The sequence below is a fragment of the Thalassospira sp. Z349TD_5 genome (assembly GCF_056173045.1).
This window is the reverse complement of sequence record NZ_CM149654.1, coordinates 4,232,193-4,251,488: the sequence shown is the minus strand read 5'-3', so window position 1 is coordinate 4,251,488 and position 19,296 is coordinate 4,232,193. Positions and strand designations below refer to the sequence as shown.

Below are 19,296 nucleotides of genomic sequence, written 5' to 3'. Positions count from 1 at the left end.
TCCAATGAAACTTCGTCATGACGCGCTTTATGCCTCACGCCGGTCACCGGTTTTGGCGCGCAACATCGTTTCCACGTCCCAACCTCTGGCCGCACAGGCCGGTTTGCGCATGTTGCTTGCCGGGGGCAATGCGGCTGATGCGGCGCTGGCATCGGCCATTGCACTGACCGTGGTGGAGCCGACCGGCAATGGGCTGGGATCGGATGCCTATGCGATCATTTGGGATGGCAAGGAACTGCATGGGTTGAATGCATCTGGTCGTGCGCCCGGGGCATGGACTCCGGAACGGTTTGCCGGGGCTGATAAAATGCCGCAACGCGGTTGGGAATCGGTGACAACGCCGGGTGCGGTTTCCGCATGGCGTGAAATTTCCGATAAATTTGGCAAACTGCCGTTTGAAAAACTGTTCGAACCGGCTGTTGAATATGCATCGCGTGGCTTTGCGGTTTCGCCGATCATTGCGACCTTGTGGGAAAAAGGCGGTCAGACGCTGGGCAAACAACCCGGTTTTGCCGAGGCGTTCCTGCCCGGTGGCAAGGCGCCCAAGGCCGGTGAGTTGTTTGTCAATAAAGCCGCCGCCGATAGCCTGATTGATATTGCCCAGACCAAGGGCGAAAGCTTTTACCGGGGTAGACTGGCGGCCAAAATCGCGGCCTTTGCCAAGGAAAATGGGGCGGCCCTTTCCGAAGATGATCTTGCCAATCACAAGGCCGACTGGGTTGGCACAATCTCGCAAAGCTTTGGCAAGGTGAAGCTGCATGAAATCCCGCCAAACGGGCAGGGGATTTCGGCCCTGATTGCCTTGGGCATTCTGCGCCATACCAACATTTCTGATTATGAGCCCGACTCGGTCGAGGCACTGCATCTTGAGATTGAGGCGATGAAATTGGCATTCGCCGATATGCGCGCCTATGTCGCCGATCTGGATTACATGACCGATGTCACGGTCGAACATCTTTTGTCTGATGAGTATCTGAATTCACGGGCTGCACTGATTGATACGAATACCGCCCAGGATTTCAAGGCCGGTGCGCCCAAGCATGGCGGGACTGTCTATGTCACCGCGGCTGATGAAAACGGCATGATGGTGTCGTTTATACAGTCGAACTATATGGGCTTTGGTTCAGGCGTTGTGGTGCCGGGCACGTCGATCAGCCTGCAAAACCGCGGTCATGGCTTTAGCCTGACACCGGGCCATCCCAACCATGTTGCGGGCGGCAAACGTCCGTTCCAGACGATCATTCCGGCGTTCCTGATGGGGGATGACGGCAATCCGGTGATGAGCTTTGGCGTCATGGGCGGCCCGATGCAGTCACAAGGCCATTTGCAAATGACCCTGCGCACCCAGCTTTGGGGGCAGGACCCGCAAACGGCTGTTGATGCACCGCGCTGGCAGGCGCTTTCGGGGCTTGAAGTTGCGGTTGAGGCATCGCTTGGTGCTGACGTCATTGACGGGTTGAAAGCCAAGGGTCACGCCATTGCGGTCGAAACACCAGACAGCACCAATTTCGGGTTTGGGGGCGCACAATTGATCGCCAAAACCGATGTTGGCTATGTTGCGGGGTCTGATCCGCGCAAGGATGGCTGTGCGGTTGGCTATTGATTAAGAGGTCTTTCAGATCGGCATTCGCAGTCATCTGAAGTCCGGGTCGGCCCTGAAATGGGCCGACCCTTTTTTATGGGCGGCACAAATGCAAAGCCTGCCTTTTAAATTCGCGGTTCTGTCAAGATGGAAATCCCCGCATTTCAGGACCATAGCCCATGCAAAAATACCATTTTGCGCAAAAGGCGGTTGGGCGTATTTCGGATGCAATGGGGGGCATGCCTGACGCGACATTCCGGATTCTTTCCCTTATCGCGACACATTCCTGCCTCGTTTTTTGCGCACAAACACAATCAGGATTCCAAAGAAGTCCATTGGTTGGGTAACTCAAACGAGAATGATGCAAAACAGTCAACGGCGTTCAGCGCTGAGCTTGAAACATGTCCTTCTGGTTGCATTTGCAGCCGGATCCATTGTGCTGGGCACATCACATACGGCCTTGGCGCAGGATAGCAAACCTGCTGCGGCGTCGCAGGGTGATGCCGTGGTGCCGGCAAAGCCGAAGCCCGGTGCGGCAACGGTTGCAACGCCTGTGGCGGACGAAACAACGCCTGTGGCAGATGAAGCAACGCCTGTGGCAGACGAGGCTGCGCCATCGGGCGCGGACGTCGTCCCGGTGCAAGATCCGCAAAATGAACCCGCCCCGCAAGACGACACAACGGCGCGCCCAACTGACGCAACACCCCCGGCTGCTGTTGATCAGGACAAGCCGGTTACGTCTGTTCCGGTGGCATTTGATCCGAAAATGGTGATTGATCGCGCCCGTGCGCTGGCGGCAAAGCCGTTTGAGGATCCGCATCGTGACTTGCCTGACGCCTTGGCCAATCTGAGTGCCGAAGAATACGACCAGATCAGGTTCAAGTCACAAAGGGCGTTTTTCAGTCAGGCAAATTCCGGCTTCTCGCTTGAGCTGTTCCATCCGGGCAACATGTATGACGTGCCGATTGCGATCAATCTTGTGCGCGATGGCAATTTGCAGGTTGTGCCCTATTCCGCCGGGCTGTTTGATTTTGGCGAGGCCGGATTGTCGGGGAATGATTTTTCGACACAGGGCTATGCCGGGTTCCGGCTGCGCTATCCGTTGTCCGATGTCACCAGCAACGATGAACTGGCGCGGTTTTTAGGCGCGTCTTATTTCCGTTTGCAGGGCGAAGGCCAGTCGATTGGTCAGATGGCACGTGGGTTGGCGCTTGATCTGGCCGGTCCAACCGGCGAAGAAGTGCCAGTATTTCGTGAATTCTGGATTGTGGCGCCCAAAAAAGGCGAACGCAAAATCACGGTTTACGCGCTGCTTGATAGTGCGCGCGTCACCGGGGCCTATCGGTTTGACATCATACCGGGTGCGGACAGCAAAGCCGATATTCGCGCCAATCTGTTTTTCCGCGAAGGCATTGAGAAGGTCGGCCTTGCGCCATTGAATGGCATGTTCCTGTTTGGCGAACAGCGTCGCCGCACCTTTGAAGATTATCGCGGCGAAGTGCATTCAAGCGATGGCCTTTTGATCAATAACGGTCATGGTGAATGGTTGTGGCGGCCACTTGATAACCCGGTCAATTTGCAGATCAGTTCGTTCCTTGATGAAAACCCGCGTGGGTTTGGGTTGTTGCAGCGTGACCGCGATTTTGACCACTATCAGGACCTTGATCGTCGTTTCGATCAGCAACCCGGCTATTGGGTGACGCCCAAGGGCAACTGGGGCAAGGGCCATGTCGAACTGGTTGAAATCCCGATCCCGAGCGAAAGCAACGACAATATCGTTGCCTATTGGGTGCCGGAAACCAAACCCGTGGCGGGCGGTGAAATGCAGATCGAATACAGCATTACCGCAACCCGTGACGGCGATGATCTGCACCAGATGGCACAGGCGACAGATACCCGGATCATGCGGATTGCACCTCAAGGCGATGATGAGCCGGCCAAAACCCGGTTCGTTCTGAACTTTGCCGGTGGTGATCTTGACTATTTCAGTAAAAACATCGCTAAGATGAAGGCAAACGTCAGTGCAGCCCATGGCACGGTTGAAAACATCCGCCTGATGGCCGATCGGGAAAACGGCGGGGTCAGGGTGATATTTGATCTGCTGCGTGACGGCGATGTTGCCAGCAGCGATTTGCGTGCGTTCCTTTTGTATGACGAACAGGTCCTAAGTGAAACCTGGACGATGCCGTGGGTCTTTTGACCCGGTTTTCAGAACCGTCCATCAGACCGCTGATCACAGACATATTCAGGTAGCCCCAAATGAACCGGATTTCTGATCCACAGAACGACCCGACGCCCGATCATCCGAAAGGCAGTCCAGACGATGCGGTCGCCTATGACCCGGCCGTCAGACTGCGCGGGCCGGGTGTTGGGGCACGGCGTTTCTTCCTGTTTGGCGCATCGCTTGCCGCAACGGTCTATGCCGCGTGGCTGATGGCCGATGTCTTGGGGGCGGACCAGTTGACCATCATGGAAATGGTGGTGGTTGCGTTCTTTAGCATCAACTTTGCCTGGATTTCACTGTCGTTCTTTACCGGTATTGTCGGGTTGATCCTGCGCGGCTTGAAGCTTGATGCGATTACGCTCAAACGTCTTAAACCCATTGCACGCAAAGGGCCGCTGCAATCCAAGAACGTGGTTGTGATCCCGGTGTATAACGAGGACCCCAACCGCGTGTTCGCAGGCCTTCGCGCAAGTTATGAAAGCCTTGCTGCCACCGGTGAAATAGATGCGTTTGATTTCTTTGTTCTGTCTGACACGCGCGATCCCGATATCTGGATTGCCGAGGAAATGGCATGGGCAAAGGCCTGTACCGATTTGAATGCACGCGGCAAAATCTTTTTCCGCAGACGCGCAGAAAACACCGAACGAAAATCGGGCAACCTTAAGGAATTCTGTGAGACCTATGCGGCCAATTACGATCATATGATCGTGTTTGACGCCGATAGTGTGATGTCAGGCGATGCCATGGTCAACATGGCCTATCTGATGGAAAACAACCCGGATGCCGGGATTGTCCAAAGTCCGCCGCAGCCGACCGGCCGTCAGACGCTGTTTGCCCGCATCTTGCAATTTATCTCGCGCGTCCATGGTCCGACAATGTCGGCGGGTCTGTCATTCTGGTGCATGGGCAGTTCGAACTATTGGGGCCATAACGCGATCATTCGGGTTAAGGCATTCATTGAATGCTGTGGGCTTCCGGTTCTGTCGGGCAAACCCCCGATGGGCGGTCATATCCTCAGCCACGATTTCGTCGAGGCAGCCTTTATGCGCAAAGCAGGCTGGCGGTGCTGGCTGATCCCGCAGCTTGAAGGCAGCTGGGAAGAATTACCGCCCAATCTGATTGATTTTGCCATTCGTGACCGCCGTTGGTGTCAGGGCAATATGCAACACGCCCGCCTGATGGTGGCCGATGGGTTTAAACCGCTCAGCCGACTTCATTTCTTTATGGGGGTGATGAGCTTTGCCTCGTCGCCACTCTGGTTGTTGCTGTTGTTAAGCTCGACCATTGCCACACTGCAAAATACGCAGCTGACCTATAGCTTCTTTCCCGGTCATTTCACGATGTTCCCGCAATGGCCGGTGGACCGGTCGTTTGAAATGCTCGTCCTTTTGATCTTTACCATCGGCATGCTGGTGCTGCCCAAGATCATCTCGATCCTGATGGTGTGTCTTGGTCGGGATCGCAAGCAGTATGGCGGGGTAATGGTGCTCATGAGTGGCCTGCTTGAAACGCTCTATTCCGCGTTGCAGGCTCCGATCATGATGATGTTGCATGCGCAATTTGTGTTTTCGGTTCTGACCGGCAATCAGGTTGGCTGGGATGCGCAGGAACGCGACGATGCCGGTGTGCCATTTCGTGCCGCCCTTAAAACCCATCGCACGATCATTGTCATCGGGCTGATCTGGGGGGCGATTGCCGTTTTTGTTGATACGGCATTCTTCTGGTGGCTCTCGCCGATTTTGGCGGGGTTGGTTTTATCGCCGTGGTTAACGCATTATTCCAGCAACCTTGCCATTGGCAAGGCCGCGCGCCGGATGAAGCTATTTGTTACACCTGAAGAATATGACAGCCCCGAAGAACTGCGCGCCCTTGAACGGATCACGGCTGAAAATGGTGGTGGTGACGTGAAGGATGGGCTTTTGCGCCTGATCGAAGATCCGTATGCCAATGCGCTGCATTCGGCATTGCTTCCCGCGCGTAAGCCGGATGCCCGCACCGCGATCGAGATTGGCATTATTTATGAAAAACTGGCGCGCCTTGGCATTGAAAGCCTGACACGTGATGAAAAGCTGCTGATCTTGTCCTGGCCGGTCAAGCCGTTGGATCAGATCATGGCGGGACGGGATGCATCCGTTGCAAAATCCCCGGACGTTTTGTCGTAAGGTATTGTTTTAAAATAATACATATCGCCACAAAAACGCCCAGATTTGAGCAAAATATCCCGACTTTTTAAGGTGAATATCATTCTTAACGAACAGTTAATCACCGATGACTGCTTAGCTTCTTAGGGGCCAAAAACATGACTGATCTGACCATTGCATCACAGGGCTTTTCTTACGCTTCTTTTGAATCGGCTGCGATGACGCGCCTGATCGAAGATACAGCACATGCTTGGCTGCGGTCTTTTGGCTTGACCAATGCATCCGCCAAGCAGCGTTTGGTGACAGCACTCCGCGATGCGCTTGCAAAAGACAGCTTTGCGGCAAATGACCGGACAAACATGCAGGACCTTCTGGATCAGGCCGCACATGACACGATTGGCGGCTGGTTTGCACAGGTAACCGGTCAGCATGATTGCTATAGTTCCGGAAAATTCTCGATGCTGCGCTGTGCCTTTTTGTCGGCCAATCGCGACGGCATCTGGTCCGAGCATTTTCTTGATAAGACTCGCACCCACCATGATCTGGCGATTGCACTGTCGGTTCAGATGATGTTGCCGACACCAAGTTTGAAATCATGTGAAATGCCGCGCCAAACGCTTGAGCGCCGCGCTTCCTGATACATAACGTATCCTTCGCTCTTTTGCTTTTTCATCTTAACCCTCAACGTTGATATGCAAAGCCTGAAGGATTGGCACCGCCACATATGTTGGCGGTGCTTTTTTGTGTAAGCAGGTCCTGACTCTGGGTAAATTTCCAAAAAAGAACCCGCCACAAAGGGCGGGTTGAGTTCAGCGGGCGAGAAACCTGATAAAACCACCTTGGTCAGATCAGGCCCCTGCAAGACGCCGAAGCACACACTACTTCGGCGCCAAACGGTGTTCAGGCGGCTTTGTGAAAGCGGCCAAGTTTTTCCAGAAGTTTTGCAACCTGCGGGTCGTTCTTGCCGTTGCGGTCAAACTCAAGAAAGAAGTCCGGATAGGGCGATTTGCCCGGTGTCAGGTTGTACTGTTCAAAATCAGTGATGCCGATGGCCTCAAGGACCGACTCATCGGTAAAGAACCCGCCAGTAACCTCGCGCGAGGGCGCCGTTAGGATGGCGTGCGCGGCGTCGGCAATAATTTCAGGTTTGCGCGCCCGTCCCTGTTCCAGTCCGGGGATCATGTTCAAAGCGGCCGTTTCAATCACGGTGACCGGCCACAATGAATTTACCGCAACGCCTTCGTCGGCAAACTCGGCGGCCAGCCCCAGTGTCACCAGGCTCATACCGTATTTCGAAATGGTATAGGCCGTATGATTGGCAAACCATTGCGGTGACAGGTTGGGCGGCGGGGACATGGTCAGGATATGCGGATTGTCTGACTTTAACAGATGCGGCAGGCAGGCCTGCGCACAGGCAAAACTGGCCCGTGTATTGACCTGATGCATCAAATCAAACCGCTTCATCGGCGTTTTCAGGGTCGGGGTCAGATTGATCGCGCTGGCATTGTTGATCAGGATATCAATGCCGCCGAATGTTTCGACGGTTTTGGCAACCGCCGCGGCAATCTCGTCTTCTTCACGAATGTCGGTTTTAAGCGCCAATCCCTTGCCACCGGCGGCGTCGATTTCGGCGACGGTGCTGTGGATGGTGCCGGGCAGTTTCGGGTGGGGTTCTTCGGTTTTGGCAATCACGGCGATATTGGCGCCGTCACGTGCGGCACGCAGGGCAATTTCCTTGCCAATGCCGCGTGACGCGCCGGTGATGAACAGTGTTTTACCTGCAAGATTTGCCATGGATGTTTTTCCCTGAATTCTTTTTATGATTTGCCAAACTGGGGGCTGCGTTTTTCCACAAAGGCGGTGACACCTTCGCGGAAATCGGCACTGACCGCACAGTCGGCAAATGATGTGGCCTCAGCAGCAAGTTGGGTGAAAAGGTCGTTTTCCGGGGCGGCGTTCAACAGCGCCTTGGTCCGGGCAATCGCATCGCGGGGGCCATTGGCCAGACGGGTGGCATATTTCGCGGTGGCCGATGGCAGCTGTGCAGCTGGAACAACCCGGTTGATCAACCCGTAATCAAGGGCCTCGTCCGCACCAAACCGATCCCCCAAAAGGGCAATCTCCTTGGCCTTCTTCATGCCGACCAAACGGGTCAGCGAATGGGTCGCGCCCCCGTCGGGCGATGTGCCGATATGGATATAGGCAAGGGTGAAAACCGTGTCCTCGGCGGCAACAGCAAGGTCACAGGCATTCATCAGACTGATACCAAACCCGGCAACCGCGCCTTCAAGTTTTGCCACCACAGGACGGGGCAGGGCATGAATGAGGGCAATAATGTCGTGCACGCCGCCAATCATGGTTTCGATCAGCGGGCGGGCTTCATTGGTGGGGGTTTGGGCCATCTGATAAAAGAATTTCACATCGCCACCGGCCATAAAGGTCCCGCCTGATCCTTCGATGATGATCGCGCCGATATTGGTAATGTCAGCTTCGATCTGATCAAGCGCGTCGGACAACCCGTTGACCATGGCCTGATCAAGCGCGTTCATCCGCTCAGAACGGTTGAGCGTGATGGTTGCGATTTCATCGGTTATCGACAGCAAAACGGCGTCATTCGATGCCATGTGAGTTCCTCCCGCGGGCTTTTGCCCGGTTTTCTTTCTGTGCTTACCTGTGCATCAGGCCGCAAGGCGTGCTTCAATCGCACTTTCCATATCCGGCCAGCCCGAAAGCCAGTCGGGCATCAGTGGTGAGGTTTCATCCGCACCAACAAGACGGCAAATTTCTTCGGGCCGGATGATGCCTTCGGGGCCAACAAACACGGCCTTTACAACACCAAGGGCCAAGGTTTTTCCGTTCGCAACAAAGCGTTGTTCAAGGTAAAATCCCTTGTCATCCCAATATAGGGCCTGGGTTTCCACAGCAAACTTCTGAAACGGTTTGATGGCGCGTTTAAACCGCATGGTGGAGCCCGATACCACCGGCTGCCATTTGCGTTTAAACATCTGTTTGGCGATGCCATTGCGCAAAATAAGCTCGGTCCGGCCAAGGTCCATCAGCGCAAAATACCGCGAATTGGTCATATGCACGTTGATGTCGAGATCAAATGGCCAAGCCCGGAAATGCAAAACAGATGGATCCAGCGGGTCAAGGCGGGACCGCACCAGCGACAGGATCAATACCCGGATCAGTCGGAAAATAAGGTTCACGACATGCCTCCGGGCATGGATGCCCTGTTATCCTCAATGCGGTCCGATGCCATGATCAGAACAGCTCCTCATCAAGTGCCATCATGTTGCTGGAACCCGACATCATCTGGCTAAACAGCGCCCCTGATTGCGGCAAAACCCGTTCCATATAGAATTTCGCCGTGATCAGTTTGGCCTTATAGAACCCGTCCGGGTCATCATCGCGTTTGGCCAGTGCGATTTCAGCCATGCGAGCCCACATAAAGCCAACCGCGACCAAGCCAAACAAACGCAGGAATTCAGATGCGGCGGCCCCGGCTTCATCGGGGTTTTTCATGCCGCGCTGGGCCAGTTCACCAGTAATTTGTTGCAGGCGCATGAACGCCTTGGCCAGTGGCTGAACATAGTCGCCCAGTTCCCCGTTCGATACGTTGGCTTCGATATATTCCTGTACCGGGTGGAAGAACCGGCGCAGGTAACGGCCTGCCTTGGCCGGCATTTTACGCCCGACAAGATCAAGGGCCTGAATGCCGTTCGTACCTTCGTAAATCTGGGCAATGCGGGCATCACGGACATATTGTTCCATGCCCCATTCGCGGATGTAACCATGCCCGCCAAAGACCTGCACACCCAGATTGGCGTTATCAAAACCCCAATCGGTAAACAGGGCTTTGACAATCGGGGTCATCAGCTGAACAAATTCATCGGCTTCTTCGCGTTTGACCGGATCGGCATGATGCTTGGCGGTATCAAGGGCGCGTGCGACCCACATGCCCATCGCCCGGCACCCTTCGTTGGTGGCCTTGGCAGTCAGCAACATGCGGCGCACATCGGGATGCACAATGATTGAATCAGCCGCCTTGTCAGGCGATTTCGCACCCGTAAGTGCCCGGCCCTGAAGACGGTCCTTGGCATAGGCGCGTGCCCCCTGATAGGCAGCCTCACCAAGACCAAGACCCTGAATGCCGACCGACAGGCGTTCCTGGTTCATCATGGTGAACATCGCGGGCATGCCCTGATGGGGTTCACCCACCAGATAGCCAACCGCACCGTCAAAGTTCATGACACAGGTCGATGATGCCTTGATGCCCATCTTGTGTTCTATCGAACCACATTTGACCGCATTGCGATCACCAAGCGATCCGTCATCGCCGACCATGAATTTCGGGACAAGAAACAGCGAAATACCCTTGGTGCCCTTAGGCGCATCGGGCAGTTTTGCCAGTACCAGATGGATGATGTTTTCGGTCAGGTCATGTTCCCCGGCCGAGATGAAAATCTTGGTCCCGGTGATTGCATAAGACCCGTCATCAATCGGGTCGGCCTTGGATTTGATGATGCCAAGGTCGGTGCCGCAATGCGGTTCGGTCAGGCACATGGTACCCGCCCACGTACCTTCGACCATCTTGGGCAGGAATTTATCCTTCAATGCGTCTGATGCATGGCTGTGCAGGGCGGCATAGGCGCCAAACGACAGGCCGGGATACATGCCAAAGGACAGGTTGCTCGAACATATGATTTCTTCGACCAGCGCATTGATCGATTTGGGCGCACCTTGCCCACCATAGGTCGGGTCACAGGCAATGCCGGTCCAGCCGCCTTCGGCAAAGGTTTTATAGGCTTCCTTGAAACCTTTGGGGGTCGTAACGACCCCGTCATCCCAGTGACAGCCTTCCTCATCGCCCGACCTGTTGATCGGATACAGGACCTCTTCACAGACCTTGGCGGCTTCTTGGAGAACCGCATCGACAACGTCGGGGGTGAAATCCTCGCAACCGGGCATTTGATTGATGTCGTTAAAATCAAACAGCTCGGTCAGGACGAAGCGCATGTCGCGTAAGGGTGCTTTATATTCTGCCATTTTCCGTCTCCTCGTCCTTAATTCCGCAACGGCTTGCCGGTCAGCAACATATGCTCGACCCGGGCCATGGTGCCTTCATTGCGGACCAGCCGCATGAAACCTTCGCGTTCCATTTCAAGCATGTCGTCTTCGGACAGTTCTTCGGTGACGTCGGTATCGCCGCCCGAAAGGACCTTTGCCAGTTCCCCGGCCACGACACGGTCGTAATCGGTGGCCTTGCCAAGACGGTGGAAACCATCGACCGCCATTTCAAACGCCACACGGGCACTTTCACCGGGCAGGCGATAGGTGAATTCTTCGGGCGCTTCGTAGTCCTCGACCATCGAAAGCGCGCGTTGCTTGGCATCGGCCAGCAAACGGTTGCGATTCATGGTGATGCCATCTGATTCGCGGAAAAACAGGTTTTCCTTGGCTTCCATGGCCGATTTGGCAACGGTCGCGACCGAGATGATTTCAAACACCTTGGCACTTGGGGCCATCGGGCCTTTGACGAATTTCGGATTTTCCGTCCAGCGACGGATCATTTCCTTACATCCGCCCCATGCCGGGATCAGGCCAACACCGGGTTCAACCAACCCGATATAGGTTTCCCCATGCGCCTGAACCGCATCACAATGAAGCAGAACTTCACAGCCACCACCAAGGGCAAGACCACTTGGCGCGCCAACAACCGGGAAGGGTGAATATTTAAGCGCCTTGTAGGTTTCCTGACCGGTTTCAACCAGATTCTCAATCTCCGGCCATGCGGCGATATTGGCGGCAAACAATGCCAGACCAAGGTTCGCCCCGGCTGAGAAATTGCTGCCTTCGTTGTAGATCACCATCGCCTTGAATTGCTTTTTAACAGTCCGGATCGATGTTTTGATTGCACCAAGCACGTCGGCATCAAGCGCGTTCATTTTGGTATGGAATTCAAGACAGGCAACCCCATCGCCAATATCCCAAAGCGATGCGGCGCGGTTCCCGGCAACCGGTTCGGATTTGCGTTTGATGTCTTCAAGCAGGATGACGCCATCCGGGCGGGTGACAGCAGCATATTCCCCGTCAAAGCCAAGATAGAAAAGCTGTCCGTCTTCGACCTTGTAGAACGACTTGCCCGCCGCCTTTTTGAGCAATGCCGGGATTTCAACGCCGTCTTCCTCAAGCATCGCAATCAGCACATCAACGCCAATGGCATCAATCAGCTCAAACGGGCCGGTTTTCCACGCATAGCCCAGCTTCATCGCATCATCGACATCGACAATCGAATTGGCCGCAACCTCGGCAATAAAGGCGGCATAGGCAAGGGTTTTGCCCATGACAGCGCGCCCATATTGGCCGCCCTTGTCCGATGCTTCCATCATTTTACGCGGATCTTTGCCTGCTGCGCGCACGCTTGAAACACGGGCCTTTTCGGATGTGGAAAATTTACCGGTTTGCAGATCAACCGATTCTTTGACTTTCCCGCCACCATCGCGGTTCAGGCGGTAAAAGCCGCCCTTGCCCTTGCCCTTGCGCCCGGTATAGCCATCGGCAATCAGGGTGCTGACCAGTTCACTTTCGCGGTAAATGGCGTGGAACGGATCGGATTTATCAAGCGCGCCGGCCATGCTGGATTGCACATGGGGCATCAAATCAAGACCCACCAGATCCATCAGGCCAAACACCCCGGTTTTGGGAATGCCAAATGGGCGGCCAATGACGCTGTCGGCTTCTTCGACGGTCAGTTTGCGGTCCATGGCCTCGACCATGGCGGCCTGAATCCAGTACACACCAAGACGGTTGGCAATAAAGCCGGGCTCATCGTGGCAGGTGACACAGGTCTTGCCCAGTTTGCGATCGGCAAAATCGGCAACCATGTCGATCACGCCATCACGGGTCGCATCCGATCCCACCAGTTCCAGCAAACGCATATAGCGCGGCGGGTTAAAGAAGTGGGTGATGATGAAGTCCTGCGCGAACGTCTTATCCATGCCGTCAATCAGGGTGGCGAGCGGAATGGTCGAAGTATTTGACGAAATCACCGATCCCTTGGCACGGACGGCATCGATTTTACGATACAGGTCCTGCTTGATATCAAGGCGTTCGATAACCGCCTCGATGATCCAGTCACATTTGGCAATTTTATCAAGGTCATCCTCGATATTGCCGCACGTGATCAGTTTGGCGACCCGTTTGGACATAAACGGGGCCGGATCGGTTTTCAGCATTTTGGCCACCGCACCCTCGGCCACCGCATTGCGGTTTTTGGCCCCGTCGGGAACGATATCAAGCAGCAGGACCGGGGTCCCGGAATTGGCGATATGGGCGGCAATCGACGCCCCCATAACTCCGGCGCCGATCACGGCAACCTGTTTGATGTCTGATGTTACGTTGGGCATTACATCGCCTCCAGAATGGTCGCGATCCCCTGACCCCCGCCAATGCATTGCGAGGCCAAGGCATATTTGCCGCCATCACGTTTCAAAACGGCGGCTGCCTTACCTACAATACGCGCACCCGTGGCACCCAGCGGATGACCAAGGGCCAGCGCACCACCGTCGATATTGACCTTTGCCCCGTCCAGACCAAGGTCGGAAATGCTGGCCATCGCCTGTGACGAGAACGCCTCGTTCAGTTCGGTGACATCAATATCGGATGCGGAAAGGCCAGCACGCGACAGGGCCTTTTTCGAGGCACCCACCGGGCCAATGCCCATGATTTCAGGCAGGCACCCATCAACCGCAACCGATTTGATCCGCGCAAGCGGGGTCAGGCCGTGTTTCTTTGCATAGTCTTCCGAGCAGACCAGAACCGCAGACGCCCCGTCGGTCAGCGGCGAAGACGTGCCCGCCGTCACAACACCATCAGCCTTGAATGCCGGTTTCAGGTCGGCAAGACTTTGCGCGGTGGTTTCAGCGCGGATACAGCCATCTTCGGAAACAACACCGTCCTTGGTCTGGATCGGGATGATTTCATCGGTGAATTTGCCAGCCGCCTGTGCGGATGCCGCCCGTTTGTGGCTTTCAACCGCGAAGGCTTCCTGATCGGCGCGCGACAGGCTGTATTTCGCCGCAACATTTTCGGCCGTATCGCCCATGCCCATATAGGCCTCGGGCATTTCCTTATACAAATCCGGGTTGGGTAACGGGTTAAAGCCCATCATCGGAACACGGGTCATGCTTTCGACACCGGCACAGATAAAGACATCCCCGGCACCCATCGCGATGGCACCCGCCGCCTGATGGATCGACTGCATCGATGACCCACAGAACCGGTTGACGGTCACACCCGCGACTGATCGCGGCAGGTCGGCCAGGAAGGTCACCAGACGGGCAACGTTAAAACCCTGTTCGCCTTCGGGAAAGGCACAGCCAAGGATCAGGTCTTCGATGTCTTTGGGATCGATCCCGGTCTTTTCGACCAGACCTTTGACGACCTGTGCCGCAAGGTCATCAGGACGGACCTTGGCAAGAGCCCCTTTGCGGGCGGGGGTAAAGGGTGAGCGGACATATCCGGCAATTACGGCGTTGGTCATGGCGATGTCTTCCTTCCTGAGCTGTCCTCGTGTCCGGGTATCATTACGAAACCGGATCGAGTCCTTTTTCTTTAAGCGCATCAATCGATTGTTGTTCGATGTCGCGCAGTTCATCCAATGTGACGTCCAGGGCCTGGCGTTGTTCTTCCAGATCCGACATCCGTTCGCGAACCCGGCCAAGCAGCATTCTGATCTGCTCTGACTGGGTGGGGTCCGCGCCATAGAGATCAAGATAATCGGCGATCTCGCGCAGGCTGAACCCCAGTCGCTTGCCGCGCAGAATGATCAGCATCTTGGCGCGATCCTGCCGGGTATAAACCCGTGTGGTGCCTGCACGTTGCGGATTTACGAGTCCCTTTTGTTCGTAAAACCGAATGGTGCGTGGCGTGATGCCAAGATCAGCGGCCAGTTCCGGCACGGTGTAAAACCGGTCGTCTAATTTCGTCATGTTCTCGCCCCCATGGTATCTATTTTTCACTTAACGTCAATTAGTTTACGTTAACGTTACATTGATTTTTTCTCTGTGTGTGATGTGACGTTAACGTATTGAATTTATTGACGTGCTCCCTCACGTTTTAGGCGCTCTTCCTCAACCAGCTCTTTTTTCGACAATTTGCCGACCATGGTTTTGGGAAGTTCTTCACGGATTTCAATCTCGCGCGGCATCTCGATTCGCGAAATTTTATCATCAAGGAATGCCCGCAAATCTTCGGCGGTAATATCTGTCACGCCATCCTTCAGACGCACAAACGCCTTTGGTGCCTGTCCACGATAGGGATCGGGCACGCCAATGCAGGTGACCTCGGCGATCTGTTCATGCAGGTAAAGGGCTTCTTCAATCGCGCGGGGATAGACGTTGTATCCACTACACAGGATGACGTCCTTCAACCGATCAACAAGGAAGGTATAGCCATCCTCATCCTGATAGCCGACATCGCCGGTCCGGAGCCAACCGTCGACAAAGGTTTCCTCGGTCGCGGCGGGGTTTTGCCAGTATCCCGGCATAACTTGCGGTCCACGCACGCACACCTCGCCCTTTTCACCCAGTGGTACGGGTTGAGCATGGTGTTCTAACGAACGAATTTCGATTTCAGCCCCCGGCATTGCCAGACCGATTGAGCCTTCCTTGTTGACCCCTTTGAGCGGGTTACAGGTGCAAACCGGGCTGGCTTCGGTTAGGCCGTATCCTTCAACGACTTTCGACCCGGTGATTTCCTCAAACCGATGTTTGACCTCAACGGGAAGCGGCGCACCGCCTGAAATACAGCATCGAATGTGTGACAGATCGTGTTTGGGTGTTTCTGGCGAATTGTTGATGGCGGTATAGATTGTCGGAACGCCGGGAAAGATTGTTGCCCGCTTTTTATCGAGCGCCTTAAGCAAGGCATTAAGCTCAAAGCGGGGTTGAAGAACAAGTTCCGACCCCATGTTGACCGATGTGTTAAGCGCCACGGTCATGGCAAAAACATGGAAGAACGGCAGGACACACAATGTGACCTCATATCCGGGATTGGCGTCGGGCATCCAGCGGGTCAGCTGATCAACATTGGCACTGAGGTTCGCATGGGTCAGCATCGCCCCCTTGGGGCGACCAGTCGTGCCGCCGGTATATTGGAGTACTGCCAGATCATCGACCGCGATATCGGCCGCCGTATCAATTGGCTTGCAGCCGATAACACGATCATAGGCAATATGGCGCAAATCGGTCGGGACGTCGGCCAGTTCGCTGCGTTTAAACAGTGAAAACAGAACGCTTTTGATCGGCGGCAGAATGTCGCTCATTTCGCAAACGACAATCCGCTTCAGACAGGTTTGATCCAGACAGGCCGCGACCTTGGGATAAATCTGTTTAAGGTTCAACGTCACCATCAGGCGACAGCCGGAATCCTCAATCTGATAGGCGATCTCGCGCTTTGCATACAGCGGATTGAAATTGACCACCACGCCGCCGCATTTCAGGATCGCGTAATAGCACACCACATAATACGGCGTATTGGGCAGGCAGAGCCCAACCTTGTCGCCTTTGCGGATGCCAAGCTGTTTAAAGCCTTCGGCGGCGCGATCAATCTGATCCTTGATGGTTTTGTAATCGTAAATCCGACCCAGAAAATCAATACAGGGACGGTTGGGAAAACGTGCTGCGGCCCGGTCGAAAATCTCATGAACCGGGCAGGTGTAAACCGGCGAGCTTACGTCAACGCCATTGATCAGGGTCGGGGATTCTTGAACGTTCATCTGGTTCATTCGCGTTAACTCCATTACGTTAACGTCACTTTACGGGCAAAAAAAACGGGCCCGGTCGGGGCAGCATCCGCTCCCCCGCACCGAACAGTATAGCAGATCAGAACTTGAAGTTCGCCTGCAGGGCGATGATGTCGACGTTGGCTTCGTAGTCCGCAGCATAGTTCCCAAGGGAAGCTGATGTATGATCAACACGTGCAGTATCGGCAAAGACGTGCGTGTAGCCGACGGTTACATTGGCCCAGTCTGCAACTTTGTAAGTCGTACCAAGGGAAACCCAATAGCGGTCTGAATCTGGCAGCCGTACATTTCGGTTCCGCGTCTTGATAGGAGTTTCGTCAAACGCGATACCGCCGGTAAACGCCCAGTTTTCATCATACTGATAGCGAGCACCAAGCGCGCCAAACCAAGAGGTTCCCCAGTTGTAGTAATCTGTCGTGCTGCTGCTTGTCGCCAGAGAGTTATTGATCAGGCCGTCATAGTTAAAGACCAGCTCATCAACTGAATTCCAGTTGGTCCACTGAACGTCCCCCATAAGGGTCCACTGATCGGTGATGCTATGAGATGCACCGAATGCAATTGCCTCAGGGGTTGTGATTTTTGCGGTGGTTTTGCGATCAGTATAAGGGGTGGCAAGCCCTTTGGCAGCACTATCAAATTTGATCTTGCCCTCAAGCTTGTGGTCAATTTCAGAGTTGTAGGACAAGCCGATCCGCGTGCTATTGGTTATTTCCCAATTTAAACCAGCGGTCCAGCCATACCCGATATCATCACCCTTAATTGTCGAATTGCCCTCGGTTTTATTCGCATTAAGAGAGGCCACAGCCTTGGATAAAGAAGCCTCAAATCGCTGAATTTGGGGGCCTGCGCCGATGCTAAGGCCGTTATCAAACCGGTAAGCAACGACGGGCTTGATATTGACGGTCTTGATTTTGGACGTCGTTCCAAAAAAGCGGCCAGCAAAATCTGAATCGTTGTCAGTTACAAGTCCCCAGGGAGAAGTGATGGAGACGCCAACATTGATTTCTTCGTTCAGTTTCCATACAGCGTGGGCATTGGGTACAGCAGCATCTTCGGCCATGTCTTTGTACCCACCGCCGGTTTGCGCGATGGTCGTTAGGGTGCCATCCGTCGCAACAGTATTCTTTGCCTTTGCGACAGGCATGATAACCGTAATACCTGCGCTGTACGAAGTTTCTTCATACTGACCAACAGTGCCGGGGTTATAGGACATTGTCGATGCATCGGTTGAAAGCGTAGTCATCCCTGCAAAGCTTGAACCCTGCAGCGTGCCACTTGTTTCACGCACCTGAAAACCAGATGCGTGGGCGGTACCAGCCGTGGCAAGCGCGCATAGAATTGTCGTTGCCGATGCTGCCCCCCACAGGCAACCCTTGTTGAACTTGGACATAAAGTTTCTCCCTTAATCGTAAAACGCTTTAATTTCTGTGACCAAAGCGCCCGCTGTCATTCTTGAAGGGCAATCGCATCGACTCTGATAAAATCGATGTCGTAACCCTTTCTTTTAAAACTGGTTTTAAGAAGATATCCGTCGCTGCCATACCAAAGGTCGCGTTCGTCATCGCCGGACATTTCGTAATGGGTCGCCGGTGTTTCCCGGTTTTCGATCCTCAGTTTTTCGTCGCCGACCTTGTTGATTTGCACCGCATAAGGTTCGGCGTTGATGACGCTATAGAGATGCGATTTGGCGGTGACGCCTTCAAGCCACAAGGTCAGTGGCCAGGCGCCGTCACAGGCATTGCGCTTCCCGACACCTTTTCCGGAAATATCATAGCAATCTGCCTGATAGTTCGCCTGATAGGTGTAGTGTGTGCCGTCATCATTGGTGGTGGTTTTGACCGATACCAGTTGATTGCCGTGCCATTGCTCGGTCCGCTGGTGGTCATAGTGGAATTGAAGAAACAGCACCCGGACATCGGTCAGGGTTTCAACCTCAACCGTGCGGCCGTTTGCCGTTTGGGTGATGTCGACTTTCTCATAGCCAATCGGTTCCCCGTCCTTAAGAACACGGAAATTCAGGATGTCACCAGCATAAGCCGATGACGCCACAAGAAGGGCGACAGACCCTGTCGCCAAAGCCGATACGGTGCGTTTTAAAGCGCGGTTCCGCATGGTGTTCCCCCGTAGAACAGATCAGTCCAGCATGGACGATAATTTCGCCGCAACTCCCATGGATCCCTTGATCTTGAGCTTGCCCATGGTGAAGGCCAGCATCGGATCGAGTTTTCCGTTGATCAGTTTTTCGAGGTTGGCTTTTTTGATTTTCAGAATGCAATCAGCATCCGACAGGTCATCATCGGTGATTTCCGGCTCATCACCGGTGGCATCGACCACAATCTGACCGTCATCGCCGCAATCAAATGCGACAACAGCATTCAGGCCGCGCAACTGCGGCAGTTTCTGTTTTACAGTTTCGAGGATGTCATCCACGAACGCCTCCCTCTTAAAGACGGTGTTTTTTTATGATTGTGGCTCAACTGTAACGGAATGTGACGTTAACGTAAAACAAATTACGATAGAGGGAGGAATATAACGAATAGAG

Annotated in this window: 15 protein-coding genes; 4 read left to right on the top strand and 11 right to left on the bottom strand. The window is 54.4% G+C overall.

Annotated features, from left to right (window positions below; translation table 11 throughout):
• The first annotated feature begins 4 nt into the window (after positions 1 to 4).
• The 4 genes from AC0VXT_RS19500 to AC0VXT_RS19485 all read left to right on the top strand — a co-directional run bounded on the left by AC0VXT_RS19500 (position 5) and on the right by AC0VXT_RS19485 (position 6,585).
• Complete coding sequence (locus tag AC0VXT_RS19500) at positions 5 to 1,603, top strand: gamma-glutamyltransferase family protein (RefSeq protein WP_475546746.1); 1,599 nt, start codon at positions 5 to 7, stop codon at positions 1,601 to 1,603.
• A gap of 337 nt (positions 1,604 to 1,940) precedes the next feature.
• A complete protein-coding gene (locus AC0VXT_RS19495) occupies positions 1,941 to 3,782 on the top strand; it encodes an OpgD/OpgG family glucan biosynthesis protein (RefSeq protein WP_475546745.1) in 1,842 nt (613 codons plus the stop codon).
• Positions 3,783 to 3,841: 59 nt separating this feature from the next.
• Positions 3,842 to 5,968, top strand: a complete 2,127-nt coding sequence (mdoH, locus tag AC0VXT_RS19490; RefSeq protein ID WP_475546744.1) for a glucans biosynthesis glucosyltransferase MdoH — start codon at positions 3,842 to 3,844, stop codon at positions 5,966 to 5,968.
• Between the two features lie 137 nt (positions 5,969 to 6,105).
• Complete coding sequence (locus AC0VXT_RS19485; protein WP_475546743.1) at positions 6,106 to 6,585, top strand: hypothetical protein; 480 nt, start codon at positions 6,106 to 6,108, stop codon at positions 6,583 to 6,585.
• A 262-nt stretch (positions 6,586 to 6,847) separates the two neighbouring features.
• Here AC0VXT_RS19485 and AC0VXT_RS19480 read toward each other — a convergent pair whose 3' ends face one another.
• The 11 genes from AC0VXT_RS19480 to AC0VXT_RS19430 form a co-directional block, all read right to left on the bottom strand.
• Positions 6,848 to 7,741 carry an SDR family oxidoreductase gene (locus AC0VXT_RS19480; protein WP_475546742.1) on the bottom strand — a complete coding sequence of 298 codons (894 nt, stop codon included), beginning with the start codon at positions 7,739 to 7,741 and terminating at the stop codon, positions 6,848 to 6,850.
• Positions 7,742 to 7,764: 23 nt separating this feature from the next.
• Positions 7,765 to 8,571, bottom strand: coding sequence for an enoyl-CoA hydratase (locus tag AC0VXT_RS19475; protein WP_475546741.1), 807 nt, complete (start codon positions 8,569 to 8,571; stop codon positions 7,765 to 7,767).
• Positions 8,572 to 8,625: 54 nt separating this feature from the next.
• Entirely contained in the window at positions 8,626 to 9,156 is a 531-nt protein-coding gene (locus tag AC0VXT_RS19470) for an acyl-CoA thioesterase (protein ID WP_412777800.1), read from the bottom strand.
• Between the two features lie 55 nt (positions 9,157 to 9,211).
• Entirely contained in the window at positions 9,212 to 10,996 is a 1,785-nt protein-coding gene (locus tag AC0VXT_RS19465) for an acyl-CoA dehydrogenase C-terminal domain-containing protein (protein WP_475546740.1), read from the bottom strand.
• 17 nt (positions 10,997 to 11,013) lie between these two features.
• A complete protein-coding gene (locus tag AC0VXT_RS19460; protein ID WP_475546739.1) occupies positions 11,014 to 13,356 on the bottom strand; it encodes a 3-hydroxyacyl-CoA dehydrogenase/enoyl-CoA hydratase family protein in 2,343 nt (780 codons plus the stop codon).
• Positions 13,356 to 14,492: a thiolase family protein gene (locus tag AC0VXT_RS19455; protein WP_475546738.1), complete on the bottom strand. Its 1,137-nt coding sequence runs from the start codon at positions 14,490 to 14,492 to the stop codon at positions 13,356 to 13,358. The genes AC0VXT_RS19460 and AC0VXT_RS19455 overlap by 1 nt, the downstream gene beginning before the upstream one ends.
• A 43-nt stretch (positions 14,493 to 14,535) precedes the next feature.
• The gene (locus AC0VXT_RS19450) at positions 14,536 to 14,940 is read right to left on the bottom strand and encodes a MerR family transcriptional regulator (RefSeq protein ID WP_475546737.1); all 405 of its coding nucleotides are present in this window, start codon (positions 14,938 to 14,940) and stop codon (positions 14,536 to 14,538) included.
• A 104-nt stretch (positions 14,941 to 15,044) separates the two neighbouring features.
• The gene (locus AC0VXT_RS19445; RefSeq protein ID WP_475546736.1) at positions 15,045 to 16,736 is read right to left on the bottom strand and encodes a long-chain-fatty-acid--CoA ligase; all 1,692 of its coding nucleotides are present in this window, start codon (positions 16,734 to 16,736) and stop codon (positions 15,045 to 15,047) included.
• Positions 16,737 to 16,833: 97 nt separating this feature from the next.
• Positions 16,834 to 18,042, bottom strand: coding sequence for an OmpP1/FadL family transporter (locus AC0VXT_RS19440; RefSeq protein ID WP_475546735.1), 1,209 nt, complete (start codon positions 18,040 to 18,042; stop codon positions 16,834 to 16,836).
• A gap of 158 nt (positions 18,043 to 18,200) precedes the next feature.
• On the bottom strand, positions 18,201 to 18,866 hold the full coding sequence (locus AC0VXT_RS19435; protein ID WP_475546734.1) for a DUF6134 family protein: 666 nt from the start codon (positions 18,864 to 18,866) through the stop codon (positions 18,201 to 18,203).
• 21 nt (positions 18,867 to 18,887) lie between these two features.
• Positions 18,888 to 19,184 carry an SCP2 sterol-binding domain-containing protein gene (locus tag AC0VXT_RS19430; protein ID WP_022732788.1) on the bottom strand — a complete coding sequence of 99 codons (297 nt, stop codon included), beginning with the start codon at positions 19,182 to 19,184 and terminating at the stop codon, positions 18,888 to 18,890.
• Positions 19,185 to 19,296: the final 112 nt, after the last annotated feature.